Origin of the sequence: Branchiibius sp. NY16-3462-2 (assembly GCF_001594145.1) — a bacterium.
Classification (GTDB): domain Bacteria; phylum Actinomycetota; class Actinomycetes; order Actinomycetales; family Dermatophilaceae; genus Branchiibius.
In genome coordinates, this window is sequence record NZ_LVCF01000037.1 from 1 (window position 1) to 26,382 (window position 26,382).

The window sequence follows — 26,382 nt, forward strand, 5'->3', positions numbered from 1 at the left end:
CTTCCAGGTGTGCTCGGCTTCGTGAAGGCGGTGTTCACCCTGCTCACTCGGCTTCATCCCAACGCAGATCCTTCGGAGTTCCCGCTCGATGTTCGCGACGGCGCTGGTCGCTGACCGGTCAGCGACCGCTACGGCAAGGAGTTGGCAGAACAGCCGGATCTCGTCGGTGTGATAGACGCGGACCGTCACAGCGGAAGCACGGTCTGCGTTCTCAACCCTGAACCCGAAGTCCTGGAAGCCGACGTCCACCGTCAGATCCATCACGACGTCGCCGCTGTCCTGGGCAATGCGATAGATCGGAACGACGCCAGCACCTTCAGTCACGCTGCCTACCTTTGGTCGCGTTCTCCTGCCAACACCAGCCCTGACGCACGCGACTCTCGCAGACGGCACTCACACCTGCCACCAGCTGCGGTCGCACCTGTGGACGGGACCCTGGCCACACCCCTTGCCTGACAAAGGGCGGCGTCAACAACATTCGTAAAGATTTGGCTGCTTCTGACCGCCGGAGGGCACCTCATCCCCTTGAGGAGGTAAGGAACGTTGCCCCGGCCGACCAGCCGAGTCGGAACCCGAGGCCGCCTTCCTCGACGCGGTACAACCGCCGCGTGACCGTTCCAAGGGAGGCAGTTTATGAACATCACCCCGATCGTCGTACCCAAAGAGTGGGACGACAACGGCATCATCCTGTTCGCCGAGTTCTGCCAGCTCATCCGGACTCCCGAACGCACCGTGCGGGAATGGCGACGTTCCGGGCGCGGTCCTCGGTGGAACCGGTTCAACGGAAATGGCGCCCTTTACGTCACCGTCGCCGACCTCCGACGCTTCCTGCGGGGAGGTGCCAGCTATGCCGACCCCACCCAGAACTCCAACGACGTTGCATGAAATGAATCAGTGGATGACCCTGCAGGAAGCGGCGGTCTACATCTCCACTTCGGTGAAGACCGTTCGCCGACGGATCGCGGCTGGCGAACTGTGTGCCTACCTATGCGGCCGACGGGGCCTTCGAGTCCGGCGCGAAGATCTCGACAACTTGATGCAGCCGTTGCAGTAGGTGAGCGCGGTACAAGCGTCGCGGCAACCGACTGGGGTTGTCGCGACGCCTTCGCTAGTGGGCTCGATCCGTCCGATCAGTGCTCCGCGGCCTTGCGTGTCTCGCGAAACAGCTCAGCGACTTCCTGGGTCATCCAGTAGACCGAGTCGCTGCCGTCCTCACCTTCGCGCCATTCAGTGGGGAGCGCGCGGTTCAGTTTGGCGCAGTGCCGCGCGGGCCAAGCGAGAACACCGGCCACACCACTGGCACCGTTCGAAATCTGAACAGCATCCGCGATCTCGCGGCCCGTGTGACGCTCACCGGGACGGTCCATCAGGTACCCGAACACAGCACGGGCCTGCGGCGACAACTTGGGCCACAAGATGTTGGCTTCATCGCCATCGTTCAACGACCATGAAGATACCTCGTGACTCTCACTGGGTACCTCAGAGAGCTTGCTGAAGCTCGATGCTTCCCCCGCGAGCCACGTCCCGAAGAACTTGTAAAACTCTGCAACCCGCTCGTCCGGAACGGGAACTGTAACGTCAGGCATCTTAGCCATCCCTTCATTTCGAGGCCTTGTGCCTCTCTTGAGATAAGTATGGCATATCTCTTAGGCATCTGCAAGATACCTCCGGGGCATCCGGTTCTGGTCTCCGAGATGCTGACCAAGCCCGACGAGAGCCGGGCAGACACAAAACCCAGAGGCGTCGCACCAATCACGCGCATAGATTGTTGCGACGCTCTTCGGCTGAAAGGAGTTGCCCGGTGAGCGCCGACCCGAGGCCCAACGTCGACCACGGCGAGCGAGACGTCGCGCTGGCCAACGAGATCCTGCGCGTGACCGTCGGATCCGGCGCGCACGGCATGGCCATCGAGGGCCACGACGACAACGACGAGATGGGCGTCTACATCCAGCACCCATCACAGCTGCTCGGACTCGCCCCGACCAAGGAGCACTACGTCTCTCGCACCCAGCCTGAAGGTGCGAGATCCGGGCCCGGCGACACCGATCTGGTGATTTACGCGCTACGGAAGTTCATCCGACTCGCTGCGGCAGGCAACCCGACGATCCTCATCCCGTTCTGGTCACCGCAGTCTGACCTGTTGGTGACCACGTCGCTCGGCGACGAACTACGGTCCCTGGGCCGCTCGCAGTTCGCGACCCGGCACGCCGGCTTCCGGTTTTTAGGCTACCTCGTTGGTCAATGCGACCGCCTGACCGGTCACGGGCGTCAGTCCCACGTGCCCAACCGGCCCGAGCTGGTGGCCGCCCACGGGTACGACACCAAGTACGCCAGTCAGGCTCTTCGTCTGGGCCTGCAGGGAATTGAGCTGATCACGACCGGTCAGCTCAGCCTGCCCATGCGTGCCGCAGACCTGGGGCCGTGCATGGAGATCAAGCGCGAACAGGTCGGGTACGCCGAGGCGCTGCGTCGGATCGACGCGGCCCGCTCTCGTCTGGCTGAGTTGCTGAACGGACCCCTCGCCGTACCCGATGAGCCGGACACTGACGTCGCCAGTGAGTGGATGGTCCACGCCCACCGGCGGCACTGGACTTGGCAGGACTGAACAGTGCGATGACAACGAACTCCAAGACCCAGCGGTTGCTAGTTAGCCGTCAGGGCCCTGGCAACTGGCGGCACCAGCGGGTTGGGATTCTGGCGTTTGACGGCCACCGCTACACCTTCACCTACGAGCCCGGTGTGGATCGTCCTCTCCCTGGGCTGCCCCTGGGCACCGGTCATGGAAGCGAGCGGTTGTTCCCAATCTTCGCGGAGCGCGTGATCGATGATCATCGGCCCGAGCGGACGCAGACGTTAGCTCAACTGGGGCTATCGGCGGACGCTGGTCCGTTTGAGGTGCTCTCAGTGTCAGGCGGTCGTCGCACCGGCGACACGTACGAACTCACTCCCCTACCCCAACCGGGCCCTGCCGACATTCCCTTCGTCGTTCGCGGCATTCGCCACCTGACTGCAGCGGAGAGGGACCGGATAAACCCTCTCACGCCAGGAGATTCACTCTCTGTCCGAAGTGATGAGACGAACAGGGTCAACTATCGAGCGCTCCTGGTCACGCGAGATGGCTGGCGGTCGGGATATGTACCTGATCCTCTTGTCAAAGACGTCCATCACGTGGTTCGGAGCGACCATCAGTTGGTTGTTGCGCGCGTGAACCCTCCTGCGGCGGGTCTGCACGTGCGACTGCTAGTTCGGCTGACCGCACCGGCCGACACACAAGTGGACTAGCGTCCGGTTGACCTTTGGACGTGCGCCGCCGTGAAGACGCCTGGCGGCAAGCTGCGGGCCGCATCATCCGTACGAGGGTGGTCGGGGAGGATGTGATCTATGCCCGTGGCTGTCGATAGAACTCAACGACCAACTGATTTGTCCCACCTCGTTTATGCGGTCGCCGCTGCTCAAGATGCCAATGCGGAAGAGGATTGGCTGGAATGGAAGAGCGAGTTGGACTTGTCCACTGCCGCGGGCAGATTCGAGCTGGCCAAGGAGGTCCTCGCGAAGGCAAACCGTCCGGTCATCCGTTCACTAGCTAACTGCCTAGGCTGGTCTTACGTACTGGTCGGCGTGAGCGAGAAAGGCATCCAGGGAACCCGCGAGTGGCCAACTGCGACCCTTGAACAGAAGCTCGGTCAGTACTTGGGACAAGGCACGGATGCCCCGGCATGGAGGCCCGTCAACGTCGGGGTGGGTGGCGAGGTCGTTCTCGCGATCGAAATCGCTCCGCCACAGGATGGCGACCCCATCTACACACTGCGTAAGTCCTTCGAATCCTTCAAGGAGGGCACCGTCTTCGTGGCAGGCGTCGAGAAGGCTGAGCAGGCCAGTCCCGACGACATGCGGATGCTGCAGCAACGCTTGCTGGCAGGCACGTTCGAAGACCGCGTCATGGAGCGGGTTGCGCTCGCGTGTACGACACTTCAGGCCGCTGTGGAGTTCGGCGTCGCGTTTCCGATGTACAGGGCTTTCGGCACTGTCACCGGAACTGAGCACGAAGATGGGCCTTGGATCACAAGTTGGCTGCACGTCGTGCCTGGAGGCAGTTTTGAGGAGTCGCTTCCTGCGTTGTTCTATCTAACCAACATGCCGACCCAAAACATGATCGCCGTGTTCCCGTCGTGGGTCGACTGGAACGGCGCCGAGGGACAGGTCCAAAGTGCGGTGGATAAGGCGCTGGCCGCGATTGAGGGAGTTACCCGACCGGACACCCATCAACAGCAGACCCACCTAATCTTGATATGCACCGAAGAGTTCGGTCATATCCACTCAGCGATTCGGTGGTCCATTGCGGCCGGCCCAGACGGGTTGATACCGCTGCGTGTGGGCGTTCCGTGTGTGCGGTTTTCGGTCTAGCTAGTGCCAAGGCACGGGTCTCGAAATGGCTGCGCTCAAGTAGTCTCAACGTATCCGACTACGCTTCGTGTAGCTCCTCAGCCCAGTCTTTGAAAAATCTGATCGCCGCCGCCGCCCGTTGTGGGTGCAACGGGACTTCATCATCATCGAACCTGCCGAGCGTGCCGACCATCTGAGCCAGCACCACAAGGTCGAAACCAGGATCCTGGCGTTGAGCCTCCTCGATGAGCGCGGCTTTGCCGAACTGGTCGGCGAGTACGAACACATCGGCGAAGTCTCGGGCCTCGGCACGACCGAAGAGTGCGAGCAGTTTCCGTCCCGCCAGCTCAAGCGGAGCCAATGTAGGTCCGAGCACGGTCACCGTGGGTTGCTGCTGCGGCGGCGAGTCCACAGCCAGGTCAACCATGGTCTCGTGCGCCGCGCGCGACACAACCAACCGGCAGAACGTGGGCGCGTCCTGGACGACGACCACCTCGAAGCCGACTTCGCGCAGCGCGCTGATGAACGCCCGCGACGCTTGTGACACTGAGGCCGTCGGTGCTGACGTGAACAAATCAATGTCCTCGGTGGGACGCATGATCATTTCTGAAGCAACGAGCGCTGCGCCACCGGCGACGAGGAAGCCGTCCGCTTCTGGCAGACCGAAGAACAAGTGCGCCACCGTCACCTGTAGTTCGGAGAGTTCACCCGGGCGTTCCATCAGGCGATCCTGGGCTCAGTTGCACGCTTCACCAGACTGTCCCAACCCAAGCGAACGGGTCTAGGCAGTACGAGTTCGTCCCAGAGATCCACCAGCAGGGCACCGTCGACGTACGACAGAACATCCTCCGGGCGCCCCTCACGCAGGACAATCTCGTAGACTCGGGCCCGCTGTCGGCGATCACGTAAGTCGAAGACTCGGCCCCGATCCGACCAGTTCAGGTGCAACGGCAATTCCACCACGGCGAACGCGCGATCCAACGGGAGTCGCGGGAGTTCGGTCGGCACGAGGATGGGACGTCCCCGGTCAATAGCCATCTCTTGAAACTCCACCCGCGGGGCGACAGTCAACTCGAAGCCGGCCGCCTCCAAGAGCCGACTCGCAGTCTGAATAGAGGGCGACTTACGACCGTTCTCATACGCAGACAACGTCGGCCGCGAGGTGCCAGCAGCGGCCGCCAGAGCAGCCTGCGACAGGCCCGCCGCCGCGCGGGCCTCTTCCAGGAGGGATGCGCCATCCATAGAGCTAGTGTATCCAAAGGGATACATGAATAGTCCCAGCTGGGCTGCAATCTCATCGACCAAGTCCGGGGAGGGGACCGTTGTGCCTTGTGGAAACCGCAGGTCACGGGCATTTCGGGGGTCAGGATTCGTGCCAAATCGGTGGTCAATCTGGCACAGATCTGGCACCAGCGGCGCTCTGCGGGCTGTGGATAATCTGGGGATTACGCCGCTCAACCGCTTCTGACCTGCGGTTATGTGTGGTGGAGCCAACGGGACTCGAACCCGTAACCCCCTGCTTGCAAAGCAGGTGCGCTACCAATTGCGCCATGGCCCCTGACGTCGACCTCAAGACCGACGAGGGAGTGACTCAGCGGGCCGGCGGCTGATCCGATGCCTGGATCCAGACGCCCGGCTTGGCCGCTGCCGCCTGCTGCCGCTTCACCACGGCTGCCGCGGCGGCTGCTGCGACTCCGGCGAGGACGACGAGCTTCTTCATGCGGACCTCCGGCGGGCAGCGGACGGTGCATCCCACAGATGACCGAGTCAGACGTGGGCCTAAGAGGACTTGAACCTCTGACCTCTTCCTTATCAGGGAAGCGCTCTAACCGACTGAGCTATAGGCCCTCACGCACGACTCCCAGCAGTGCCGGAAGCCCGGTCGAGATTACCCCACCCGCGGGACGCCGCCCAAATTGACGTCCCCCGGTGGGACAGATGCGCGGGTTGTCGACAGACGCGCGGCTAACAACCCGCGCAACTGTCGGTAAGCCGCGCAGATCCAAGCGCGCCCGGGATGCCAAGATCAACCCGTGCTCATCTACAAGATCCTGCGGCCCGCCGAGTGGGACCAGTGGCAGACCGAGAGCCTCTTCGAAGGTACGCCGCTGGACCAGCAGGACGGTTATGTCCACTGTTCGACGCGCGAGCAGGTGCCTGGCACCATCGATCGGTTCTTCGCAGGCGAGACCAACCTGGTCATCGTCACCCTGGACACCGACGAGTTCGGCGACCACGTGAAGTGGGAGGACGACTTCCCGCACATCTACGCCGCGCTGAGCCTCGAGGACGTCGTCGAGGCCAGTCCCTACGACGAGCAGACGTTCTCGACACCGTAGCGACGGCCACAGCTAGCCAGGTCTGGATACGGATGGCTGGTTTCGCAACACGAAACCAGCCATCCGTATCCAAACTCGAGGGTGGAGAAGCCCAGGCAGCGACCTCAGTCGTCCGACAGCGTCAGCCGCAAGCCGCCGACCAGTGACGCACAGATGTTGTAGAGGAACGCCGCCAGCGTCGCGAACGCCGTGATCAGGATGATGTCGATGAACCCGATCACCACCGCCAAAGACACGACCTTGCCGAAGCCGATGTAATCCATCAGGTCGAACGTCGAACCCTGCTTGTCCAGCGAGCGCAGCAGATCGTTCAGGTCGGAGAAGACCCCCATCCCGGCCAGCACGATCCACAGCAGGGCGACCGCGACCACGCTGGCGATGGCGAACGCCACCGACAGCAGGAACGAAATCTTCATCACCGACCACGGGTCGACCCGCGAGACCGACAGCCGTACCCGGCGCGGCGTCGCCCGTGCGGGACGAGCCGGCGCGCCACCCTTCACCGCTGGCGGTCGACCGGACCGGGCCGCCGGCTGCCGCCCGCGCGCTGACGCAGCAGATCCCGCTGAACCCTTACGCGTGGGCGCGGCCGCGGGACGTGAACCGTTCTGCGGTGCGGCCGATCGCTGCGCGCTACCGGGCAACCGGGCTGCGGTCGCTCCAGCGTTGGGGCCGTCGGACTGGCTCACTCGTCGTCTCCGGATTCGTCGGTCTCGGTCTCGGCGTCGCCGGCAACATCCGGCGTCTGCTCCGACGGTACGGCATCCACCTCCGAATCCTCTGGAGCCTCAGCGGGGGAAGCGTCCTCCGGCTCCGCCTCCACGTTGCGAGCCACCGCCACGATCGCGTCACCCCGGTCCGGCGTCGCGAACTGTACGCCCTGCGTGGAGCGCCCGGTGCGGCGTACCTCATCGACGCGGGAGCGCACGATCTTGCCCTTCTCCATCACCACGAGGACCTCATCGCCCTCGTCGACGGTCAGCGCGCCCACCAGGTCGCCACCGCGCTCGGAGAAGTTCGCGACCTTGACCCCGAGCGTTGCCCGGCCCTTGGTCGGGTAGTCCGAGGCCGCCGTACGTTTGGCCAAGCCGTTCTCGAAGACCACGAAGACGTCCGGGTCCGTCCCAGCGGTAATCACACTCATCGCCAACAGATGATCCCCGTCGCGGAACTTCATGCCCGTCACGCCCGAGGTCGCCCGGCCCATCGGCCGCAACGACTCATCCGTGGCGTGGAAGCGCACCGACTGCCCCTTGCGGGAGACGAGGAGTACGTCGTCCGCGGGCCCCGCGAGCGCCGCACCGACCAGTTCGTCCCCGTCGCGCAGATTCACCGCGATGAGTCCGCCGGAGCGCGGCGAGTCGTACTCGGCCAGCCGGGTCTTCTTCACCAGGCCGTTGCGGGTGGCCAGCAGCAGGTACGGCGCCGCGTCGTAGTCCTGCAGCGTCATGACCTGGGCGATCTCCTCGCCCGGCTGGAACGCCAGCAGGTTCGCGACGTGCTGGCCCTTGGCATCACGGGCCGCCTCCGGCAGCTCGTACGCCTTGGCCCGGTAGACCCGGCCGCTGTTGGTGAAGAACAGCAGCCACTGGTGCGTAGAGGTGATGAAGAAGTGCGACACCACGTCGTCGCCGCGCAGGGACGCGCCGCGAACTCCCTTGCCACCACGGCGTTGTGCGCGATACTCCGACACCTTCGTGCGCTTGGCGTACCCCCCGCGGGTGATCGTGACGACCACGTCCTCCTCGGGGATCAGGTCCTCCATCGACATGTCACCGTCGTAGGGCACGATCTGGCTGCGACGGTCATCGCCGTACCGCTCGACGATCTCCGCCAGTTCCTCACTGACGATGGTCCGCTGTCGCTCCGGCTTGGCCAGGATGTCCTTGTAGTCATCGATCAGCCGCTGCAACTCATCGTGCTGCTCCAGGATCCGCTGACGCTCCAACGCCGCGAGCCGCCGCAGCTGCAGGTCCAGGATCGCGCGGGCCTGGATGTCATCGACGTCCAGCAACTCCATCAACCCGACCCGGGCCTCGTCCGCACTCGGCGAGCGCCGGATCAGGGCGATGACCTCGTCCAGCATCTCCAGCGCCTTGAGGTAACCGCGCAGGATGTGGATGTCCTGCTCGGCCTTGTCCAGGCGGAACTGGGTGCGCCGCACGATCACGTCGATCTGGTGCTCGACCCAGTAGCGGATGAACGCCGACACCGGCAGGGTGCGCGGCACGCCGTCGACCAGCGCCAGCATGTTGGCGCCGAAGTTCTGCTGCAACCCGGTGTGCTTGTAGAGGTTGTTCAGCACGACCTTGGCCACGGCGTCGCGCTTGAGCACGATGACCAGGCGCTGACCGGTGCGACCGGAGGTCTCATCGCGCAGATCGGCGATGCCGGCAACCTTGCCGTCGCGCACCAACCCGGCGATCTTCTCCGCGAGCGTGTCCGGGTTGACCTGGTAGGGCAGCTCGGTGACCACCAGGCACTGCCGGCCCTGGATCTCCTCGACGTTGACCACCGCGCGCATCACGATCGAGCCGCGCCCGGTGCGGTACGCCTCCTCGATCCCCTTGCGGCCCATGATCAGAGCGCCCGTGGGGAAGTCCGGGCCGGGGATGCGTTCGAGTACGGCGTCCAGCAGCTCCTCGCGTGAGGCACCCGGGTGGGCCAGGAGCCACTGCGCCGCGTCGGCGACCTCGCGCAGGTTGTGCGGCGGGATCTGGGTGGCCATACCGACGGCGATACCCGAAGAGCCGTTGACCAGCAGGTTCGGGAAGCGGGCCGGCAACACGGTCGGCTGCAGGGTCTTGCCGTCGTAGTTCGGCTCGAAGTCCACGGTGTTCTCGTGGATGTCGCGCACGAGTTCCATCGCCAGCGGCGCCATCCGGCACTCGGTGTACCGCGGTGCAGCAGCGCCGTCGTTGCCGGGGGAGCCGAAGTTGCCCTGACCGTCGATCAGCGGGTAGCGCATCGACCACGGCTGCACCAGACGGACCATCGCGTCGTAGATCGCGGTGTCACCGTGCGGGTGGTACTGACCCATGACCTCGCCGACCACGCGGGAGCACTTGTTGTACCCGCGGTCGGGACGGTACCCACCGTCGTACATCGCGTAGACGATCCGGCGGTGCACCGGCTTCAACCCGTCACGCACATCCGGCAGCGCCCGCGAGACGATGACCGCCATCGCGTAGTCGATGTAGCTGCGCTGCATCTCGGTGTTGAGATCGATCTCGTCGATCCCGGTGTTCTCCGGCGGCGTGGGCTCGTCCGGTCCGCCGGTCGTGTCGTCAGTCATGAATCCCTCTGTGTATCAAGCAATTTCGGTGGCGACGGAACTAAATATCCAGAAAGCGCACGTCTTTCGCGTTCCTCTGGATGAATCCCCTTCGGGACTCGACGTCCTCACCCATCAGCACCGCGAAGATCTCGTCGGCAGCGGCCGCGTCGTCCATCGTCACCTGCAGCAACGTGCGGGTGTCAGGGTCCATCGTGGTCTCCCACAACTCCTCGTAGTTCATCTCGCCCAGACCCTTGTACCGCTGGATCGGCGAGTCCTTCGGCAGCCGCCAACCCTTGCTCTGGCCCAGCTCGACCAGGCCGTCGCGCTCCTTGTCGGAGAAGGCGAACTCGTGCTCGTGGTTGGACCACTTGATCCGGTACAGCGGCGGCTGCGCCAGGTAGACGTAGCCGTGCTCGATCAGCGGCCGCATGAAGCGGAAGAGCAGCGTCAGCAGCAACGTGCGGATGTGCATACCGTCGACGTCGGCATCGGCCATCAGCACGATCTTGTGATAGCGCGCCTTCTCGATGTCGAAGTCCTCACCGATACCGGTGCCGAAGCCGGAGATCAGCGCCTGGACCTCGTTATTGGCCAGGACCTTGTCCATCCGGGCCTTCTCGACGTTCAGGATCTTGCCGCGGATCGGCAGGATGGCCTGGTTGAACGGGTTGCGACCCTGCGTCGCCGACCCGCCCGCCGAGTCACCCTCGACGATGAAGACCTCACTGATGGTCGGGTCCTTGGACTGGCAGTCGCGCAGTTTGCCGGGCAGCCCGCCGCCCTCCAGCAGTCCCTTGCGTCGCGCCGTCTCGCGCGCCTTACGGGCCGCCATCCGGGCTGAGGCGGCCGAGACCGCCTTGGAGACGATCGCCCGTCCGTCCCGGGGGTTGCTGGCCAGCCAGTGTTCGAGGTTGTCCCGTACGGCGCCCTGCACGAAACCCTTGACCTCTGAGTTTCCGAGTTTGGTCTTGGTCTGACCTTCGAACTGCGGTTCGCCCAGCTTCACGGAGATGACGGCGGTCAGACCCTCCCGGATGTCGTCACCGGTGAGGTTGTCGTCCTTCTCCTTGAGCAACTTGTTGTCCCGCGCGAACTTGTTGATCAGCGAGGTCATCGCGGCCCGGAAGCCTTCTTCGTGGGTGCCGCCCTCGTGCGTGTTCACCGTGTTGGCGTAGGTGTGCACCGACTCGGAGTAGGCGGTCGTCCACTGCATCGCGATCTCGACCGACAGCAGCCGCTGCGTGTCCTCAGCCTCGAAGGCGATGACACTGTCGTGCACGGGGTCGTTGCGCTTGGAGGAGTTGAGGTACTTCACGTAGTCCAACAGACCCTCGTCGTACCGGTAGGTCACCGTCTTGGGGGATGCCTCCTCGACCGTGGTGCCCTCGGCGGCCGCTTCCTCGACCGCGGCCTCGTCGACCTCCTGCTCCCGCTCATCGGTGAGGGTGATCGTCAGACCCTTGTTCAGGAACGCCGTCTGCTGGAAGCGGGCCCGGATCGTGTCGAAGTCGTACTCGACCGACTCGAAGATGTTCGGGTCGGCCCACCAGGTGATCGTCGTACCCGTCTGGTCCTGCGGTCCCAGGTCACCAACAACCGACAACGGCGCCTTGGGCACCCCGTGCTCGAACTCGATGAAGAAGCGCTTGCCCAGTTGGCGCACCTCGGCGGTCATCCGGGTGGATAGCGCGTTCACCACGGACGAGCCCACCCCGTGCAGACCACCGGAGACCTTGTAACCGCCGCCACCGAACTTGCCGCCGGCGTGCAACTGGGTCAACACGACCTCGACGGTCGAGACGCCCTCGGTCGGGTGGATGCCGGTGGGGATACCGCGGCCGTCGTCGATGACGCGGACGCCGCCGTCGGCCAACAGGGTCACGTCGATCGTGGTCGCGAAGCCGGCCAGTCGCTCGTCGACCGCGTTGTCCACGATCTCCCAGATCAGGTGGTGCAGACCGCGCGGACCGGTGGAGCCGATGTACATACCCGGTCGTTTGCGGACCGCTTCCAGACCTTCCAGGACCTGGATCGCGCTGGCGTCGTACACCGCATCGGTCGAGGTGTCCGGGCTGCGCAGGGACTCCTGGTTTTCCCGCTGGGGTGCCTGCTCGTCGTCGGGCTGGGGGTTGGTCGCGTCGGCCACTAGCTGGTTGCTCCTGTTCCACGGATCGCCCGGCCGACGGGCCCAGCGCAGGCGCACACTCGTGGCGGGTACCGATGATCGGAGGTACGCCGCGGGCTGCTTCACCGCTGTCTGACGGACGGGCAGCGCCCCCACCGAAATGAGCGCGCTGTTCGCCTATCAGTCTACCGTGCGCCGCGGCAGAACCGGCCCTCAGACCCGCTTAATCCCCAGCCAGACCGCCAAATCAGTTGCCGAGTGACTCCCCGTACGTCGATAGGGGCCTCACGGGCTCTGCGGCGCGATCACGGGACGAGCACATACACCTCGGCGCCGGAGTCGGTCGTGCAGGTGACCAGGTCGGTCCGCGCACAGTTCAACGTGTAGTCCTGCCCGGTCGCCGGCGAGTGCGCCGTGACCTGGAACTGGGTCTGCCCCTGGCTGATCGGACCGGCCGCGGCGGCCGCCACATTGGTGGCGAAACCGCAGGAAGCGCGGGCATTGCCACCGACGGTCGGCGCGCAGACCTTCGCGCCCGCGGGGAACGTGCCGGCGGCAGTGCTGGTCTCCGACGTCGACGTGGATGAGGTCGTCGAGGAGGACTCCGAGGACGTGCTGGAACTTTCGCTCGACGTCGAGGTGGAGGTCGGCGACGGCTGCGCCGAAGTCTGGGTGGGCGTCGGGCTCGTCGGGGTCGCCGTCGGCAGCACCGAATTGGTGACCGCGGGGGTACTGCGGTTGTCCCGACTGGCCCACAGATAGCCACCCACCGCACCAACGATCGCCAGCGAGGCCATGATCACCGCGACCGGCCACCAGATCGAGCGCACCGGATCCTCCGGACCTGCTTCGTACCGACCCTGTTCATAGGCCGCCTGCTCGTAGGGGTCCCGCTCGGCGTACTGCTGCCCGCCGCGGTACTGCTGGTCCCCGCCGTACTGCTGCGGGGCGTAGTGCTGGGGGGCGTACTGCTGCGTCGGGTACGGCTGCGCCGGCAGCGCCCTGGTCGGTTGGGCATCAGCTTCCTGGCCCTGACCGTAGGCCGGGTCGATGTAGATCTTCGGCTTCTGCACCGGCAGGTCGTGCGGAGCGACCCCCGGGGGTACCCCGACCGTGGGGTCCTCCGAGCGGTCGGGACCGCTGGCTGCAGGGCCGGCCTGGCCGGGCAACCGGACCGGCCGCGTCGGGTCGGACTCGTTCGGGATGGGCCGGGTCTGCTCCGGGTCGTTCGGTTCGTTCGGGGTCACGCAGGAACACTCCTTGGTACGACGAACGCCCCAGGGTAGCGACCCCGCCTGGGTCGTGGCGGTTGCCGGGGCGCTCAGCCGTAGGTGTCCCGAGGTCCGCGACCGCCGGTGATCCCGCGGTATCCGTGCTTCCACGATGGTGCCCCCGGGCCGACGATCCGCAGTTCGCGCACCACGTCCGGGCCCACCTTCTGCTCGATCGCACCGAGCAGGGTGGAGCTCAGGAGCCGCAACTGCGTCGCCCAGGCCGTCGACTCCGCGCGCACGGTCAGCACCGAGTCCTCGAACGTGGTCGGGATGCAGTGCGTGGCCACTTCCGCCCCGACGATGTCGGCCCAGCGACTGAAAACTGCCCCGGCCTGTACGTCGACCTGCCAGGCCCGCTCCTCGATCAACTTCTCGATGCCTGCCCCGAGCGGTTGTGGCTCCAGCGAGTCGCGCCGCGGCGCGACTCCGGGCTGGGTGCTCGAGGGTCGGGGACGTACACCGGGCCGCAGACCCCGCTCACGGGCGGCTCGGCGTACCTGGTTCAGCGCCTCCCGGGCCGCCTCCAGAGGGTCGGGTTCCTCACGGGCAGAGTCGTTTTCGTCGCTCACCGGGGCGTCTCCTGCGGCACGGTGATCGCGCTGACCGCCGCCCGGGTCACCTCGAACCGGGGACCGACCAGGCTCGCCGGGATGTCGGCCGGCACGGCCGCGGTCACCAGCACCTGCTCGCAATCCTCGATCAACGCGGCCAGGCGCTCGCGGCGGCCGGTGTCCAACTCGGCGAACACGTCGTCCAGCACCAGGACCGGGTCGGTGCCCAGGTCGTGGCGCAGCAACTGGTAAGCCGCCAGGCGCAGCGCCAGGGCGAACGACCAGGACTCGCCGTGGCTGGCGTAGCCCTTGGCCGGCAGGTCGCCCAGTTCGAGTTCGACGTCGTCGCGGTGCGGTCCGACCAGCGTCAGTCCGCGCTCGACCTCCGCCTGGGCGACCTGTGCGAACCGCTCGTGGGTGGCCTCGGTCAACTCCTGCACCTCGGGCACCTGCCCTGCCGCGATCCGTTGCGCCACCTCGGGATCCAGACTGCTGCGGTACGTCGCGTGCGCACCTCCCGCGCCCGCGCTCACCTGCTCGTACGCCTGGGCCACGTGCGGCGCCAGATCACGCAGCAACCGCAGTCGCGCATAGAGCAGATGGGCACCGGCGGTGGCCAGATGGTCGTTCCACGCCGGCAGCGATGCCAGCACACCGGCCCGGTCCGCAGAGTTCCGCGCCGTTTTCAGCAACGCGTTGCGCTGTTTGAGGATCTTGTCGTAGTCGCTGCGCGCCGCCGACCAGCGCGGTTGCCGCGCCACCAGCAGGTCGTCCAGGAACCGGCGGCGCTGCTCCGGGTCACCCTTGACCAGCGCAAGGTCCTCGGGAGCGAACAGCACGGTTCGCAACGTGCCGAGCGTTTCCCGCGGCCGGGTGGGGTGCCCGCCCAGCCGGGCGCGGTTAGCCCGGCCCGGGTTGATCTCGAGTTCGACCTGTTGGGTGCGGCCGTCGCGGACCACTGCAGTGGAGATGATGGCTTGTTCGCAGCCCGCCCGGATCAGGGGCCCGTCAGTGGCCACCCGATGTGAACCCAGCGACGCGACGTACCCGATGGCCTCGACCAGGTTGGTCTTGCCCTGCCCGTTCAGTCCCACGAACAGGCTCGGCCCGGGCCGCAGCGGCAGGTCCACGCGGTCGTAGGAGCGGAAGTCCGTCAGCACCAGATGGGCGACGTACATCAGGACTCAGCGCACCCCGCGCACCGGTTCAGTGGTCGGTGACGATGGGCTTCTCGCCCTTCTTCGTCACTTCGTGGCCACCGAATTCGTTGCGCAGCGCGGCGACAGCCTTCATCGCCGGGGAGGCGGTGCCCTGGCGGGAGAAGAACCGCTGGTAGAGCGCGCAGGAGATGACCGGCATCGGCACGCCGTACTCTACGGCTTCCTGCACGGTCCACCGGCCCTCGCCGGAGTCATTGACGAAGCCCTCGATGCCCTCCAACGTGGCGTCCTTGGCCAGCGCGTCGGCCATCAGTTCCTGCAACCAGGAACGCACCACGGTGCCGCGGGTCCACGCTTTGAACGCCGCCGGGACGTCCTTGACGATCTCCTTGGCCTCGAGCAACTCGTAGCCCTCGGCGTAGGCCTGCATCATGCCGTACTCGATGCCGTTGTGAACCATCTTCACGTAGTGACCGGCGCCCACATCCCCGGCGTGTACGAAGCCCTCGTCGCGCGGACCCTCAGGACGCAGTGCGTCGAAGATCGGCAGCACACGGGCGATGTTCTCATCGGACCCACCGGCCATCAGGCCGTAGCCCTCGGTCTTGCCCCAGACACCGCCGGAGACACCGCAGTCGACGAATTCGATGCCCTTCTTGCCGAGTGCCTCGGCGTGGATGGCGTCGTCGGTGAACTTGCTGTTGCCGCCGTCGACGACCAGGTCGCCCTTGTCCAGCAGGCCGCCGAGCTCGTCGATCAGACTCTGGGTGATCCGGCCGGCCGGCACCATCAGCCACACCACGCGCGGCGGGGTGAGCGCCTTCACCAAGTCCTCGACCGTGGCCACGTCGCTCACCTGGGGGTTCGTGTCGTACCCGACGACCTCGTGACCAGCCGCGACGATCCGGTCGCGCATGAAACCGCCCATTTTGCCCAGGCCGATAAGTCCGATCTGCATGACGCTCCTTGGATTCAGCGTTGGTCGTTCAGGATGTACTGAAGGGATCAGCTGGCGAACCGGACGGGCATCAACACGTAGCGGTAGCTGTCGTCGGACTCGCCGTCGGCTTCATTCTGCCCTGACAACACCGCCGGGCGCCCGGGTTGGGTGAAGGACAATCTGGCGTACGCCGTGCCCAGCACCTGCAACCCATCGAGCAGGAACTGCGGGTTGAACGCCGTCTCGATCTCCGGGCCCGTCAGGCTCGCCTCGAGGGCTTCGCTGGCCTGGGCCTCCTCGCCCTGGCCGGCTTCGATCGCCAGCACGCCCTCGCTGAAGCGCAACCGGACCGGGGTGTTGCGCTCGGCGACCAGGGCGACGCGCTTGACCGACTCGATCAGCGAACTGGTCTGCACGACGGCCACCGTGTCGACGGTGGTCGGGAAGATCGAGGCGACCTTGGGGTATTCGCCATCCAGCACCCGGCTGGTCGTGCGCCGCTGACCGGCTTCGAACCCGACCAGTCCGTCCCCGCCGGCGGCCGAACCGAAGGCCACGTCGACGCTGCCGCCGGCGCCCAGCGCCTTGGCGGTGTCGGACAGGGTCCGCGCCGGGATCAGCGCAACGTACGCCGCGTCCGGGCTGGTGGGGTTCCAGCTGAGTTCGCGTTGGGCCAGGCGATACCGGTCGGTGGCCAGCAGGGTGACCTTGTCGCCGTCGACCTCGACCCGGACCCCGGTCAGGATCGGCAGGGTGTCGCCGCGGTCCGCCGCGATGGAGACCTGGGCAACAGCCTGGGTGAACGCCGTACCGTCGATCGACCCACTGCCATCGGGCGCGGTCGGCAGGGTCGGGTAGTCGGCGGTCGGCATCTCGTGCAGCGCGAACCGGCTTGAGCCACAGACCAACTGGACCTTGGTGCCATCGGAGGTCAGCAGGACCGGCTTGTCCGGAAGGGATCGGGCGATGTCCGACAACAAGCGGCCGTGCACCAGGGCGGTGCCCGGCTCGTCGACGTGGGCGGCGACGGTGACCTTGGCCGAGACCTCGTAGTCGAAGGCACTGAGGGTCAGCCCGTCGTCATTGGCTTCGAGCAGGACTCCGGCGAGGACGGGGACCGGCGGCCGGGCGGCCAGGCCGCGCACGGCCCAGGTGACCGCATCCGCCAAAACGTCACGTTCGACTTGCAGCTTCACCGACCAGACCGTCCTTGCTTCTTCGAAAGTGCCTTGCTGGGTGTCATAGCCCGCTTGCACCCTGGAGTACGGGTGGTCACGGGCGTTCCGCCCCCGACCCTAGTCCAACCGGGTTCGGATATGGATGGCCCCTCAGATCGCGTCACACCAGCCATCCGGATCCAGACCCGACACCCACCCAGCACTCGAAGTCAGTCCATCCACAGTCCTCAGGGTCGTTGGGGTTCCGGGAACACCTTGCTGAATAGTTCTCGTCGTCGTAATAGCGGTTGTGGATCAGCGGGATAACTCGCAACGCCGCTGGTCAGAGCGGGTGGTGGCCTGTGGATAACGTCGGGACAGTTGTGGTGGCTGTCCCCGGCCTGCGGGGTCCTCGTGGCGTCGTCCACGTCGGATCCCCGGCCCGGAGGACGTACTGACGACAGTTATCCACCGTTTTATCGGTAGTTGTGCACAGATCTGTGGATAACTCGGGACAGATCTTTTCCACACACTTATCCACAATCGGGGGATAGCGGTACGTGAAGTACCGGTAAACGCTGCGTCGCTGGAAGGGGTCAGGAGTTGCCCGACGTGGCCGCGCGGCGCACGATCTGGGTCAGTTCACTGATCTGGTCGTAGAGCGAATGGCGTTCGGGAAGCAACTGGCGGATCTTGCGGTCGGCGTGCATCACGGTGGTGTGATCGCGGCCGCCGAAGTACTGCCCGATCTTGGGAAGGGACAGGTCGGTGAGTTCGCGGCACAGGTACATCGCGACCTGCCGGGCGTTGACCAGGGTTCGTGAGCGCGAGGCGTCGCACAGTTCGTCAATGGTGACGCCGAAGTAGCGGGCCGTCTCGCGCATGATCAGCGGCGCGGTGACCTGGCCGGCACTGGCGCTGGGGACCAGATCCTTCAACACGTGCGCCGCGAGCGCCGGATCCACCTGGCTCTGGGTGACCGAACCGTAGGCCGCGACCCGGATCAGCGCACCCTCGAGTTCCCGGATGTTGCTGGGCACCTTGTCGGCGATCAGGCTCAGGACGTCATCGGAGATCTCGATGTGGTCGGTGATGGCCTTCTTACGCAGAATCGCGATGCGGGTTTCCAGATCGGGTGGTTTGACGTCGGTCGTCAGACCCCATTCGAACCGCGAGCGCATCCGTTCTTCCAGACCGTTGAGCTGTTTGGGCGGCTGGTCGCTGGTGAGCACGATCTGCTTCTCGCTGTTGTGCAGCGCGTTGAACGTGTGGAAGAACTCTTCCTGCGTGCTCTCCTTGCCCTGCAGGAATTGCACGTCGTCGATCAGCAGGACATCGACGTTGTCGCGATAGCGCTTCTGGAAGCTGCTGGCCTTGTCGTCGCGGATCGAGTTGATGAAGTCGTTGGTGAACTCCTCGGAGTTCACGTACCGCACGCGGGACTGCGGGTAGTACGAGCGCACGTAGTGGCCGATGGCATGCAACAGGTGGGTCTTGCCCAGTCCCGAATCGCCGTAGATGAACAACGGGTTGTACGAGCGAGCAGGGGTCTCCGCGACGGCCTGGGCAGCGGCGCAGGCGAACCGGTTGCCCGCACCGATCACGAACGTGTCGAACGTGTACTTGGGGTTCAGCCGGGTGTCATCCCGGTCGCTGACCGTGGCCGGTCCGTGCCCCGGGGTGCTGGGTCGTTGGCTGATCGGCTGGGCCGCGCCCCGGGGAGGAGCGGGATCGAAGGCAGCGGGTGCGGAGACGGCGACCGGGTCCTCGGGGTAGGTGTCCACCAAGGTCAGCGTCGGAGCCTCATCCGTGCTCGCCAGGGCTTCGATGGAGTTGTCGCCGGCCTCGAGGCCGGTATCGCCGCCGGTTTCGGCGCCGCGCAACGACTGGTCCACGGTGACCGCGATGGTCAGGTCCCGCCCGACGGCGCGGCTCAGCGAACTGCGCACGGGTTCGGCCAGCGTGGACTCCACGGCTGTCTTGGTGTTATCGAAGGGCACGGCGATCAGGGCGGTGTCGCCCAATACGCCGACCAGGCGCGCGATCTGCAGAAAACCGCGTTCTTTGGCGGGGATCCCGGAGTCAGCCAGGTCGAGCATCACGGTGTGCCAGATGTGCGCCAGATCCGGTTCGGAATCCTCCAAAACCACCGGTGCCCCCTCTGCGCAGACCGTCCAACACGTCTCGTGTGCTTCAGCGTGCCACCACAGACCACGGCACACCAAAAGTTATCCACAACAGTGTGCACAGGTGTGGACAGCGGTCTTCGGTGGGGGAGGAGCGGCGACTAGAAGACCCGACCGTAACAACCGGGTCACGCTTGGGGCAACCGAGAGAGCGACAAATTTTGCTTCGTCGGCGTGTCGCTACCGACCCCTGGCACAAAGTTGCGCTGTATTGGCCGGTTCTGCACAGAATGCGGCGTTCTCGTCTGCGACGGCGCGGTCCCGGCTCGTGCTGGTTTGACCCGTCCTATGCACCCACGTAAAGTTGATGAGGCCTGTTGCGTCCATGCGTGCGTCCGGTTTTGCCGGTGGTGCCCAACCTGATGCGACCGGCCGAGAACTTCCGCGGTAGTCCGCGGTTTGCAGTGACACCCATGGGCCACCCGGCCCGCCACCGACGGAGTTATTGACGTGAGCAAGCGTACTTTCCAGCCGAACAACCGCCGCCGTGCCCGCAAGCACGGTTTCCGGCACCGCATGCAGACCCGCGCCGGCCGGGCGATTCTGTCTGCCCGCCGTAGCAAGGGCCGCGCGAGCATCTCTGCCTGAGCTGCTGCGCTCATGTTGGCGCGCCGCCACCGTTTACGCACCCCGGACCAGTTCCGGGCGGCGACTCGACGGGGTGGTACGCGCCGAGCCAGCGGATCAATGGTGGTGGTGCAGATGCGCACTCACAGCATGACCGACCCGGGCCCGACCCGGGTCGGTTTTGTCGTGTCCAAGGCCGTCGGCGATGCCGTGACCCGCAACCGGGTCAAGCGCATCCTGCGACATGCGGTTGCCGCCCGGCTGAGCCAGATCGGCGAAGGGCAGGACATCGTCATCCGCGCCCTTCCCTCGGCGAGCCACGGTGTCTCGACCACTGGATCGCGCCGGTTACGCGCCGAGGTCGACACTCTGCTGGACCGCGTCTGCGAATCGTCCCCCTCGCGTCCGTCGCCGCTGGTGTCGCGATGAGCTTCCTCGATCGTGGCCGTGTCGTTCTGCGTCGGGTGACGACGGCACCGTTGCTGGCTCTGATCTGGTGCTACCAGCACCTGATCAGTCCGATGACGCCGCCCACCTGCCGCTTCTATCCCAGTTGCTCGGCGTACGCCGCGACCTCCTTGCGCCGGTTCGGCCTGATCCGCGGTAGCTGGCTGACCATCCGCCGGCTGCTGCGGTGCAATCCCTGGAACCCAGGGGGCGTCGACCACGTTCCGCACAGTGAGCACGATCGCGACTCGGAGCCCGCCACCGGCCACGCCGAGCGCGTCCACCATCCGGAGCCCACCGCCGTACCGTCAACCAGGTAGCTCCACCGAAACTCACCACGGCCGGTCACGCGACCGCCCGCCCTGCAGCAGGTAAGGACAGCATGGACACGATCCTCTACCCACTCGAATGGTTCGTCGCCTTCGTGATGGTGGGGTTCCACAAGATTTTCTCGACGATCGGGCTGAACCCGGCGTCGGGCTGGACGTGGGCGCTTTCCATCGTCGGGCTGGTCGTGGTCCTGCGGATTCTGCTGATTCCGCTGTTCGTCAAGCAGATCAAGTCCTCCCGCCGGCTGCAGTTGATCCAGCCGGAGATGCAGAAGATCCAGGCCAAGTACAAGGGCAAGAAGGATCCTGAGTCCCGCCAGAAGCAGACCCAGGAAATGATGGAGCTGTACAAACGGGAAGGCACCAACCCGTTCAGCTCCTGCCTACCGATCCTGCTGCAGGCACCGTTCTTCTTCGCGCTCTTCCGGGTGCTGAACCACCTGGGTCAGATCGGATCCGGGGCGAGGAAGCCCATCGGCCCCCTCACCCAGGAACTGGCCCGGCAGGCCGAATCGTCGACCATCTTCGGCGCGAAGTTGTCCTCGACGTTCCTGGGATCGACCGACTCGGCGACCAAGATCGTCGCCGTCGTCCTGATCATCATCATGTCCGCCACGGTGTTCACCACCCAGCAGCAGTTGATGCGCAAGAACATGCCGTCCGCTGCCTTGGACAACCCGATGGCCAAGCAGCAGAAGATGATCATGTACATCATGCCGGTGTTCTTCGCCATCTCCGGCGTGAACTTCCCGATCGGTGTGCTGCTGTACTGGGTCACCACCAACCTGTGGACGATGGGCCAGCAGTTCTATGTCATCCGGCGGATGCCGGCTCCCGGTTCGGCCGCAGAGAAGGCCCTGGAGGCCCGCCGGGCCGCCAAGGGCCAGTCAATCGCCAAGGTCACGATCCCGGGTGTGTCGGCTGCGACGATCGCCGAAGGTGAGTCAGCCGCCCCTGCCCCGGGTAGCCCCGGCCTGGCAACCGCTGACGGAAACGCAGCGGGCAAGACCGGCGGTCAACGCGTCCAACCGAAGAAGAACAACAAGAAGCGGAAACGTTAGGGCTTCACCGCCCCCTCCAGCTGTCAATTCATCCTGTGATCGGAGTCCCATGACCGACATCAACACCGATATCAACGCCACTGCCACCGAGGAAGCTCCCGTTCTGGAGCAGGACGTCGCCGACGAGAGCACGCCCGAGTCGGCGACAGCAACGCAGTCCGAGGATTCCGAGCAGCCCGCTGTGGGCGGCGGCAAAGCGGCCCGTCTCGAGCGGGACGGCGAGATCGCGGCCGACTACCTTGAGACCCTGCTGGACATCGCGGACCTCGATGGCGACATCGAGGTCGACGTGGACGGCGACCGCGCCGCGATCTCCATCGTCGACAGCGACGACGGTCGCGCGCCCCGTAGCCTGGTCGGTCCGCGCGGCAAGGTGCTCGAAGCCCTGCAGGAACTGACCCGCCTGGCGGTGCAGGCGGAGACCGGTGACCGGTCCCGTCTGATGCTGGACATCGCGGGGCACCGCTCGACGCGCCGTACCCAGTTGGAGTCGGTCGCGCACGAAGCCTGCGAGAAGGTGCGCAGCTCCGGTCAGCCCCAGTCGCTGGAGCCGATGAGCGCCTTCGAGCGCAAGGTCGTGCACGACGCGGTGCTCAAGGAGGGCCTCGGCTCGGAGTCCGAGGGCGCCGAGCCCAACCGCCGGGTCGTCGTCCTGCCCGCCTGACTGCACGAGGCGGGTTTCACGTGAAACCGTCCCCCGACGCCGGCAGCGAGACTGACGACGTCGATGAGGTGCCGGCAGCGCCGGACGCAGCGCGGGAGTACCTCGGTGATCAGTTCGAGCTGATGAGCCGGTACGTCGGGCACCTGGCGACCAGCGCCATCAGCCATGGTCTGATCGGACCCCGTGAACGGGAGACGTTGTGGACCCGCCACGTGCTGAACTGCGCGGTGCTCGGCGACATCATCGACCCCGGTAGTTCGGTGATCGACGTGGGATCGGGTGCTGGCCTGCCCGGCCTGGTACTCGGGATCAGTCGGCCAGACCTCGAGGTGACGCTCGTCGAACCGTTGCTGCGTCGCAGCACCTGGTTGTCGATGGTGGTCGAGGATCTGGACTTGACCAATGTCGTGGTGCGTCGGGATCGAGCCGAGGCAGTGCACGACCTGCAGGCCGACGTCGTCACATCCCGGGCAGTGGCCCGGCTGGATCGGTTGACTGGTTGGTGTGCGCCATTGGTCGCAGCGCACGGGCGGGTCATCGCGATCAAGGGTGCAACCGCGCAGGAGGAACTGGACCTCACGCGGGACGCGCTCGCCACGCTCGGTGTGATCGATGCACGGATCACGCAATGTGGCGAGGGGGTCGTCGATCCGCCGACGACGGCGGTCGAGTTGGTCTTCGGGGATCGATCGGTTGCCGACCGTGCGCGCACCAAAGGCGCGGGTCGCAAGACGAAGTCGAAAGCCAAGAACCGCCGCCGCGCCGGCTGAGACCAACACACCCAGGGATGGGTGGCTCACCCGTAGTTGCCCGGAGTCGTACCGGGGCAGCAGACGTCAAGGATGGGAAGATCGAGGAATGCCGGGACGATCGCCACACACCGTTGATGGACACGACGACGCGATTGGCTGGATCGCCCCTTCGCTGGGCGGTGTTGCACGAGTGGGAACCGTCCGCGATACGCAGAGGTCCTCGGTAGGGTCCACGGCGCCAGGTCGAGCGGCGGTAGATCGACTGGGGGTAGGTCGACCGGTAGCGGTGGGATGGCAAGCGCCGAGTCCACAACCGCGCGTACGGATCGACGAGACCGTGCCGACTCTCGGGTCGACCGACATGGCCGACGCGACCACGGGATCGCCTGCTTCGGCGCCCAGCCGCCCTGACGTACCGGTGGGTTCGACCGGCCCGACCGCCGGCGAGAACGCGCAGAACAGCGACCCGGCCCAGGGTGACCTAGCGGCAGGCGATGGAAGCGCGAACGAAGAAGTCGCGAATGAAGAAGGCGCGGGTGACGACGCCCTGGGTGATGAGGCCTCCGGCGAGGACGAGGACGGGGAGGATCACGCCCTCGTTTCACGTGAAACAAGCCCGGCCGATGACGATGCGCAGGGCGAATCACCGTCGCCGCCGATGATGACCACGACGGCTGCGAGCTCTGCCGAACCACCGGCCCAGCCTGAGCCGAAAGCACCGGAGACACCTCTGGCGGCCCGCATCGCCGATGAGCAGCGCCGCCGGGCTGTCGTGCAGCGCACCGCCGTGCCCCGGCCGCCGGAACCACGGGTGATGACGATCGCCAACCAGAAGGGCGGGGTGGGCAAGACGACCACCACCGTCAACGTCGCCGCGGCGCTGGCGCAGTCCGGTCTGAACGTGCTGGTGATCGATATCGATCCGCAGGGGAACGCCAGCACGGCGCTGGGAATCCCGCATCATGCGGAAGTACCCAGCATCTATGACGTCATCACCGACGACCGGCCGCTCGCTGAGGTGTTGCAGGAGTGCCCGGACATTCCGGGATTGTGGTGTGCGCCAGCGACTATCGACCTGGCCGGCGCAGAGATTGAACTGGTCTCGTTGGTCGCCCGGGAGTCGCGGCTCAAACGAGCCGTGGACGAACAGTTGGCGGCGATGGGCGATGACGAGCGATTCGACTACGTGCTGATCGACTGCCCACCCAGCCTCGGTCTACTCACGGTGAACGCCTTCGTCGCCGCCGCCGAGGTGTTCATCCCTATCCAGTGCGAGTACTACGCGCTCGAGGGCCTGAGCCAACTACTCAACAACATCGGGATGATCCGCCGCCACCTCAACCCACGGCTGGACGTGTCGACGATTCTGCTGACCATGTTTGACGCACGCACGAACCTGTCCTCCAACGTCGCTGACGAGGTCCGGGCGCATTTCCCCGATAACGTGCTGCGGACGCAGATCCCGCGATCCGTGCGTATTTCTGAGGCTCCGAGCTACGGCCAGACGGTGCTCACCTATGACCCCTCCTCGAGCGGTGCCTTGTCCTATCTCGAGGCCGCCAAAGAACTCGCGTTGCGCTCCGCGCCGGCTGTGTCCACAGCCTGAGCCGCTCCGGGGGGTCGGCGGCGCCGCCAGAGCGACAGCACCGATAGATTTGGCGCGTGAACGATAAGCGACGTGGTCTCGGCCGCGGACTCGGTGCCCTCATCCCCACTGGACCTGCGGGAGCGCGTCCGACGGACGTCTTCTACGGCGAAAGCGTTGACTCGGCTGCACCCGCTGAACGTTTCACGGGAAACATTGCCGTCCAGGAGCGTGATGAGCAGGCTGGGTCGACACCTGTCGCAGGGGATGGCGATAGCGCCACTGACCTGCAGCCCGTGCCGGGGGCCAGTTTCGCCGAACTGCCGCTGGACAGCATCCGGCCCAACCGCGACCAGCCGCGTAGTGTCTTCGACGAGGACGACCTGGCCGAGCTCGTCCACAGCATCCGGGAAGTCGGCATCCTGCAGCCGATTGTGGTGCGCTCTCTGCCCGACCACACCACCGACTCCGGTGGCCCGGTCTACGAACTCGTCATGGGAGAACGCCGGTGGCGAGCCAGTCGGGAGGCGGAACGATCCACCATCCCGGCGATCGTCCGGGACACTGCTGATGAGTTCATGCTGCGCGACGCCCTCCTGGAAAACCTCCACCGGGCCCAGTTGAATCCGCTGGAAGAGGCCGCCGCCTATCAGCAGTTACTCCAGGACTTCGGTTGCACCCAGGAAGAACTCGCTGCACGTATCGGGCGATCACGGCCCCAGGTGTCCAACACCATCCGATTGATGAAGCTGCCGCCCCTGGTGCAGCGACGGGTTGCCGCAGGTGTTCTGAGCGCGGGACATGCCCGCGCCCTTCTGGGTCTGCCCGACGCCGCGGCGATGGAGCGGGTGGCCCAGCGAGTGGTCGCCGAAGGTCTGTCCGTACGTGGGACCGAAGAGGTCGTGGCGATGGGCGGCGACCCGGCGCCCGTCCCCCGAGTGTCCCAACCGGCATCAGCCGACCCTGAACTGACCGAATTGGCGAACCAACTCGGTGATCGCCTCGACACCCGGGTGACGGTCAACCTGGGCCGCAAACGTGGCCGGTTGACCGTCGAGTTCGCCGGCCCCGACGACTTGCGCAGGATCCTGTCGGAGTTGGGCGTGAGTACGGCCGCCGACTGACGAGACGGCGAACAACAACCAAGAGGGCCGCACCGAACGTTCGGTGCGGCCCTCCTGGTGTGTTGTCTGGATCAGCCCAGGAACGGCTGCAATTCCTTCAGCAGCTTCGGCTTGGGCAGTGCGCCAACAATCGACTTGACCACTTCGCCGCCGACATAGACGTTCAGCGTGGGGATCCCGGTGATGCCGTACTTGGCCGACACCTGCGGGTTCAGGTCGGTGTTCAGCTTGACGACGTCGATCTTGTCCGCGTTGGCCTCGGCGATCTCTTCCAGGATCGGGGCGACGGCCTTGCACGGGCCGCACCACGGTGCCCAGAAGTCGACAAGCACCGGCTTCTCGGACTTCAGGACATCGGAATCAAAGGTGGCGTCGGTGGTCTCCTTGGTGGCAGCCATGGGAGTTCCTTTCAGGGACAGCGGGTTGAGGTCGATAGGGGTGGAATGGTGCTGACGGTC

At 65.7% G+C, this 26,382-nt stretch carries 28 protein-coding genes and 2 tRNA genes; 13 read left to right on the forward strand and 17 right to left on the reverse strand.

What is annotated here, in order from left to right:
• Window positions 1-324: hypothetical protein (locus AZH51_RS11585; RefSeq protein WP_291524438.1), on the reverse strand; the 324-nt coding region annotated here is incomplete at its 3' end.
• Between the two features lie 309 nt (window positions 325-633).
• On the opposite strand from AZH51_RS11585, the gene AZH51_RS11590 reads away from it, so the two are divergent.
• The gene (locus AZH51_RS11590) at window positions 634-885 is read left to right on the forward strand and encodes a helix-turn-helix domain-containing protein (protein ID WP_291524440.1); all 252 of its coding nucleotides are present in this window, start codon (window positions 634-636) and stop codon (window positions 883-885) included.
• 13 nt (window positions 886-898) lie between these two features.
• On the forward strand, window positions 899-1,054 hold the full coding sequence (locus AZH51_RS11595; protein ID WP_291524442.1) for a helix-turn-helix domain-containing protein: 156 nt from the start codon (window positions 899-901) through the stop codon (window positions 1,052-1,054).
• A 76-nt stretch (window positions 1,055-1,130) separates the two neighbouring features.
• On the opposite strand, the gene AZH51_RS11600 is transcribed toward AZH51_RS11595, so the two are convergent.
• The gene (locus AZH51_RS11600; protein WP_291524444.1) at window positions 1,131-1,595 is read right to left on the reverse strand and encodes a DUF6416 domain-containing protein; all 465 of its coding nucleotides are present in this window, start codon (window positions 1,593-1,595) and stop codon (window positions 1,131-1,133) included.
• Window positions 1,596-1,801: 206 nt separating this feature from the next.
• Between AZH51_RS11600 and AZH51_RS11605 the strand changes: the two genes are divergently transcribed.
• Both AZH51_RS11605 and AZH51_RS11610 read left to right on the forward strand, forming a co-directional pair.
• Window positions 1,802-2,605 carry a nucleotidyltransferase domain-containing protein gene (locus tag AZH51_RS11605; RefSeq protein ID WP_291524446.1) on the forward strand — a complete coding sequence of 268 codons (804 nt, stop codon included), beginning with the start codon at window positions 1,802-1,804 and terminating at the stop codon, window positions 2,603-2,605.
• Window positions 2,606-3,381: 776 nt separating this feature from the next.
• Window positions 3,382-4,404 (forward strand): hypothetical protein, encoded by a 1,023-nt coding sequence (locus AZH51_RS11610; RefSeq protein ID WP_291524447.1) that lies wholly within the window; start codon window positions 3,382-3,384, stop codon window positions 4,402-4,404.
• A gap of 58 nt (window positions 4,405-4,462) precedes the next feature.
• On the opposite strand, the gene AZH51_RS11615 is transcribed toward AZH51_RS11610, so the two are convergent.
• From AZH51_RS11615 to AZH51_RS11635, 5 genes are all read right to left on the reverse strand, one after another.
• Window positions 4,463-5,104 (reverse strand): nucleotidyl transferase AbiEii/AbiGii toxin family protein, encoded by a 642-nt coding sequence (locus tag AZH51_RS11615; RefSeq protein ID WP_291524449.1) that lies wholly within the window; start codon window positions 5,102-5,104, stop codon window positions 4,463-4,465.
• Window positions 5,104-5,625 carry a helix-turn-helix transcriptional regulator gene (locus AZH51_RS11620; RefSeq protein ID WP_291524451.1) on the reverse strand — a complete coding sequence of 174 codons (522 nt, stop codon included), beginning with the start codon at window positions 5,623-5,625 and terminating at the stop codon, window positions 5,104-5,106. Before AZH51_RS11620 ends, AZH51_RS11615 begins: the two co-directional genes overlap by 1 nt.
• A 240-nt stretch (window positions 5,626-5,865) precedes the next feature.
• Window positions 5,866-5,941 (reverse strand) — tRNA-Ala (locus AZH51_RS11625).
• 33 nt (window positions 5,942-5,974) lie between these two features.
• A complete protein-coding gene (locus tag AZH51_RS11630) occupies window positions 5,975-6,103 on the reverse strand; it encodes a DLW-39 family protein (RefSeq protein WP_291524453.1) in 129 nt (42 codons plus the stop codon).
• A gap of 54 nt (window positions 6,104-6,157) precedes the next feature.
• Window positions 6,158-6,231 (reverse strand) — tRNA-Ile (locus AZH51_RS11635).
• A gap of 185 nt (window positions 6,232-6,416) precedes the next feature.
• Between AZH51_RS11635 and AZH51_RS11640 the strand changes: the two genes are divergently transcribed.
• Window positions 6,417-6,722: a DUF952 domain-containing protein gene (locus tag AZH51_RS11640; RefSeq protein ID WP_291524456.1), complete on the forward strand. Its 306-nt coding sequence runs from the start codon at window positions 6,417-6,419 to the stop codon at window positions 6,720-6,722.
• 104 nt (window positions 6,723-6,826) lie between these two features.
• On the opposite strand, the gene AZH51_RS11645 is transcribed toward AZH51_RS11640, so the two are convergent.
• The 9 genes from AZH51_RS11645 to dnaA all read right to left on the reverse strand — a co-directional run bounded on the left by AZH51_RS11645 (window position 6,827) and on the right by dnaA (window position 19,308).
• Window positions 6,827-7,411 carry a DUF3566 domain-containing protein gene (locus tag AZH51_RS11645; protein ID WP_291524458.1) on the reverse strand — a complete coding sequence of 195 codons (585 nt, stop codon included), beginning with the start codon at window positions 7,409-7,411 and terminating at the stop codon, window positions 6,827-6,829.
• Window positions 7,408-10,017, reverse strand: a complete 2,610-nt coding sequence (gyrA, locus tag AZH51_RS11650) for a DNA gyrase subunit A (protein ID WP_291524459.1) — start codon at window positions 10,015-10,017, stop codon at window positions 7,408-7,410. Before gyrA ends, AZH51_RS11645 begins: the two co-directional genes overlap by 4 nt.
• Window positions 10,018-10,057: 40 nt before the next feature.
• Entirely contained in the window at window positions 10,058-12,082 is a 2,025-nt protein-coding gene (gene gyrB, locus AZH51_RS11655; RefSeq protein ID WP_291524536.1) for a DNA topoisomerase (ATP-hydrolyzing) subunit B, read from the reverse strand.
• Window positions 12,083-12,432: 350 nt separating this feature from the next.
• On the reverse strand, window positions 12,433-13,374 hold the full coding sequence (locus tag AZH51_RS11660; RefSeq protein ID WP_291524461.1) for a hypothetical protein: 942 nt from the start codon (window positions 13,372-13,374) through the stop codon (window positions 12,433-12,435).
• A 74-nt stretch (window positions 13,375-13,448) separates the two neighbouring features.
• Window positions 13,449-13,970, reverse strand: a complete 522-nt coding sequence (locus AZH51_RS11665; RefSeq protein ID WP_291524463.1) for a DUF721 domain-containing protein — start codon at window positions 13,968-13,970, stop codon at window positions 13,449-13,451.
• Window positions 13,967-15,130, reverse strand: a complete 1,164-nt coding sequence (gene recF / locus AZH51_RS11670; RefSeq protein WP_291524465.1) for a DNA replication/repair protein RecF — start codon at window positions 15,128-15,130, stop codon at window positions 13,967-13,969. The genes AZH51_RS11665 and recF overlap by 4 nt, the downstream gene beginning before the upstream one ends.
• A gap of 28 nt (window positions 15,131-15,158) precedes the next feature.
• Entirely contained in the window at window positions 15,159-16,070 is a 912-nt protein-coding gene (gene gnd / locus AZH51_RS11675; RefSeq protein ID WP_291524467.1) for a phosphogluconate dehydrogenase (NAD(+)-dependent, decarboxylating), read from the reverse strand.
• Window positions 16,071-16,117: 47 nt separating this feature from the next.
• On the reverse strand, window positions 16,118-17,248 hold the full coding sequence (dnaN, locus tag AZH51_RS11680) for a DNA polymerase III subunit beta (RefSeq protein WP_291524469.1): 1,131 nt from the start codon (window positions 17,246-17,248) through the stop codon (window positions 16,118-16,120).
• 557 nt (window positions 17,249-17,805) lie between these two features.
• The gene (gene dnaA / locus AZH51_RS11685) at window positions 17,806-19,308 is read right to left on the reverse strand and encodes a chromosomal replication initiator protein DnaA (protein WP_291524538.1); all 1,503 of its coding nucleotides are present in this window, start codon (window positions 19,306-19,308) and stop codon (window positions 17,806-17,808) included.
• A 537-nt stretch (window positions 19,309-19,845) separates the two neighbouring features.
• Between dnaA and rpmH the strand changes: the two genes are divergently transcribed.
• The 8 genes from rpmH to AZH51_RS11725 all read left to right on the forward strand — a co-directional run bounded on the left by rpmH (window position 19,846) and on the right by AZH51_RS11725 (window position 25,924).
• Entirely contained in the window at window positions 19,846-19,983 is a 138-nt protein-coding gene (gene rpmH / locus AZH51_RS11690) for a 50S ribosomal protein L34 (protein ID WP_109687320.1), read from the forward strand.
• Window positions 19,984-19,995: 12 nt separating this feature from the next.
• Window positions 19,996-20,391, forward strand: a complete 396-nt coding sequence (rnpA, locus tag AZH51_RS11695; RefSeq protein ID WP_291524473.1) for a ribonuclease P protein component — start codon at window positions 19,996-19,998, stop codon at window positions 20,389-20,391.
• On the forward strand, window positions 20,388-20,729 hold the full coding sequence (gene yidD / locus AZH51_RS11700; protein WP_291524475.1) for a membrane protein insertion efficiency factor YidD: 342 nt from the start codon (window positions 20,388-20,390) through the stop codon (window positions 20,727-20,729). The genes rnpA and yidD overlap by 4 nt, the downstream gene beginning before the upstream one ends.
• A 62-nt stretch (window positions 20,730-20,791) precedes the next feature.
• Entirely contained in the window at window positions 20,792-21,799 is a 1,008-nt protein-coding gene (gene yidC, locus AZH51_RS11705) for a membrane protein insertase YidC (protein ID WP_291524477.1), read from the forward strand.
• A gap of 49 nt (window positions 21,800-21,848) precedes the next feature.
• The gene (locus AZH51_RS11710; RefSeq protein WP_291524480.1) at window positions 21,849-22,463 is read left to right on the forward strand and encodes a R3H domain-containing nucleic acid-binding protein; all 615 of its coding nucleotides are present in this window, start codon (window positions 21,849-21,851) and stop codon (window positions 22,461-22,463) included.
• A gap of 20 nt (window positions 22,464-22,483) precedes the next feature.
• Window positions 22,484-23,233: a 16S rRNA (guanine(527)-N(7))-methyltransferase RsmG gene (gene rsmG / locus AZH51_RS11715; RefSeq protein WP_291524482.1), complete on the forward strand. Its 750-nt coding sequence runs from the start codon at window positions 22,484-22,486 to the stop codon at window positions 23,231-23,233.
• A gap of 319 nt (window positions 23,234-23,552) precedes the next feature.
• A complete protein-coding gene (locus AZH51_RS11720; protein WP_291524484.1) occupies window positions 23,553-24,821 on the forward strand; it encodes a ParA family protein in 1,269 nt (422 codons plus the stop codon).
• Window positions 24,822-24,877: 56 nt separating this feature from the next.
• On the forward strand, window positions 24,878-25,924 hold the full coding sequence (locus AZH51_RS11725; RefSeq protein WP_291524486.1) for a ParB/RepB/Spo0J family partition protein: 1,047 nt from the start codon (window positions 24,878-24,880) through the stop codon (window positions 25,922-25,924).
• Between the two features lie 71 nt (window positions 25,925-25,995).
• On the opposite strand, the gene trxA is transcribed toward AZH51_RS11725, so the two are convergent.
• A complete protein-coding gene (trxA, locus tag AZH51_RS11730; protein ID WP_109687305.1) occupies window positions 25,996-26,322 on the reverse strand; it encodes a thioredoxin in 327 nt (108 codons plus the stop codon).
• Window positions 26,323-26,382 lie beyond the last annotated feature (60 nt).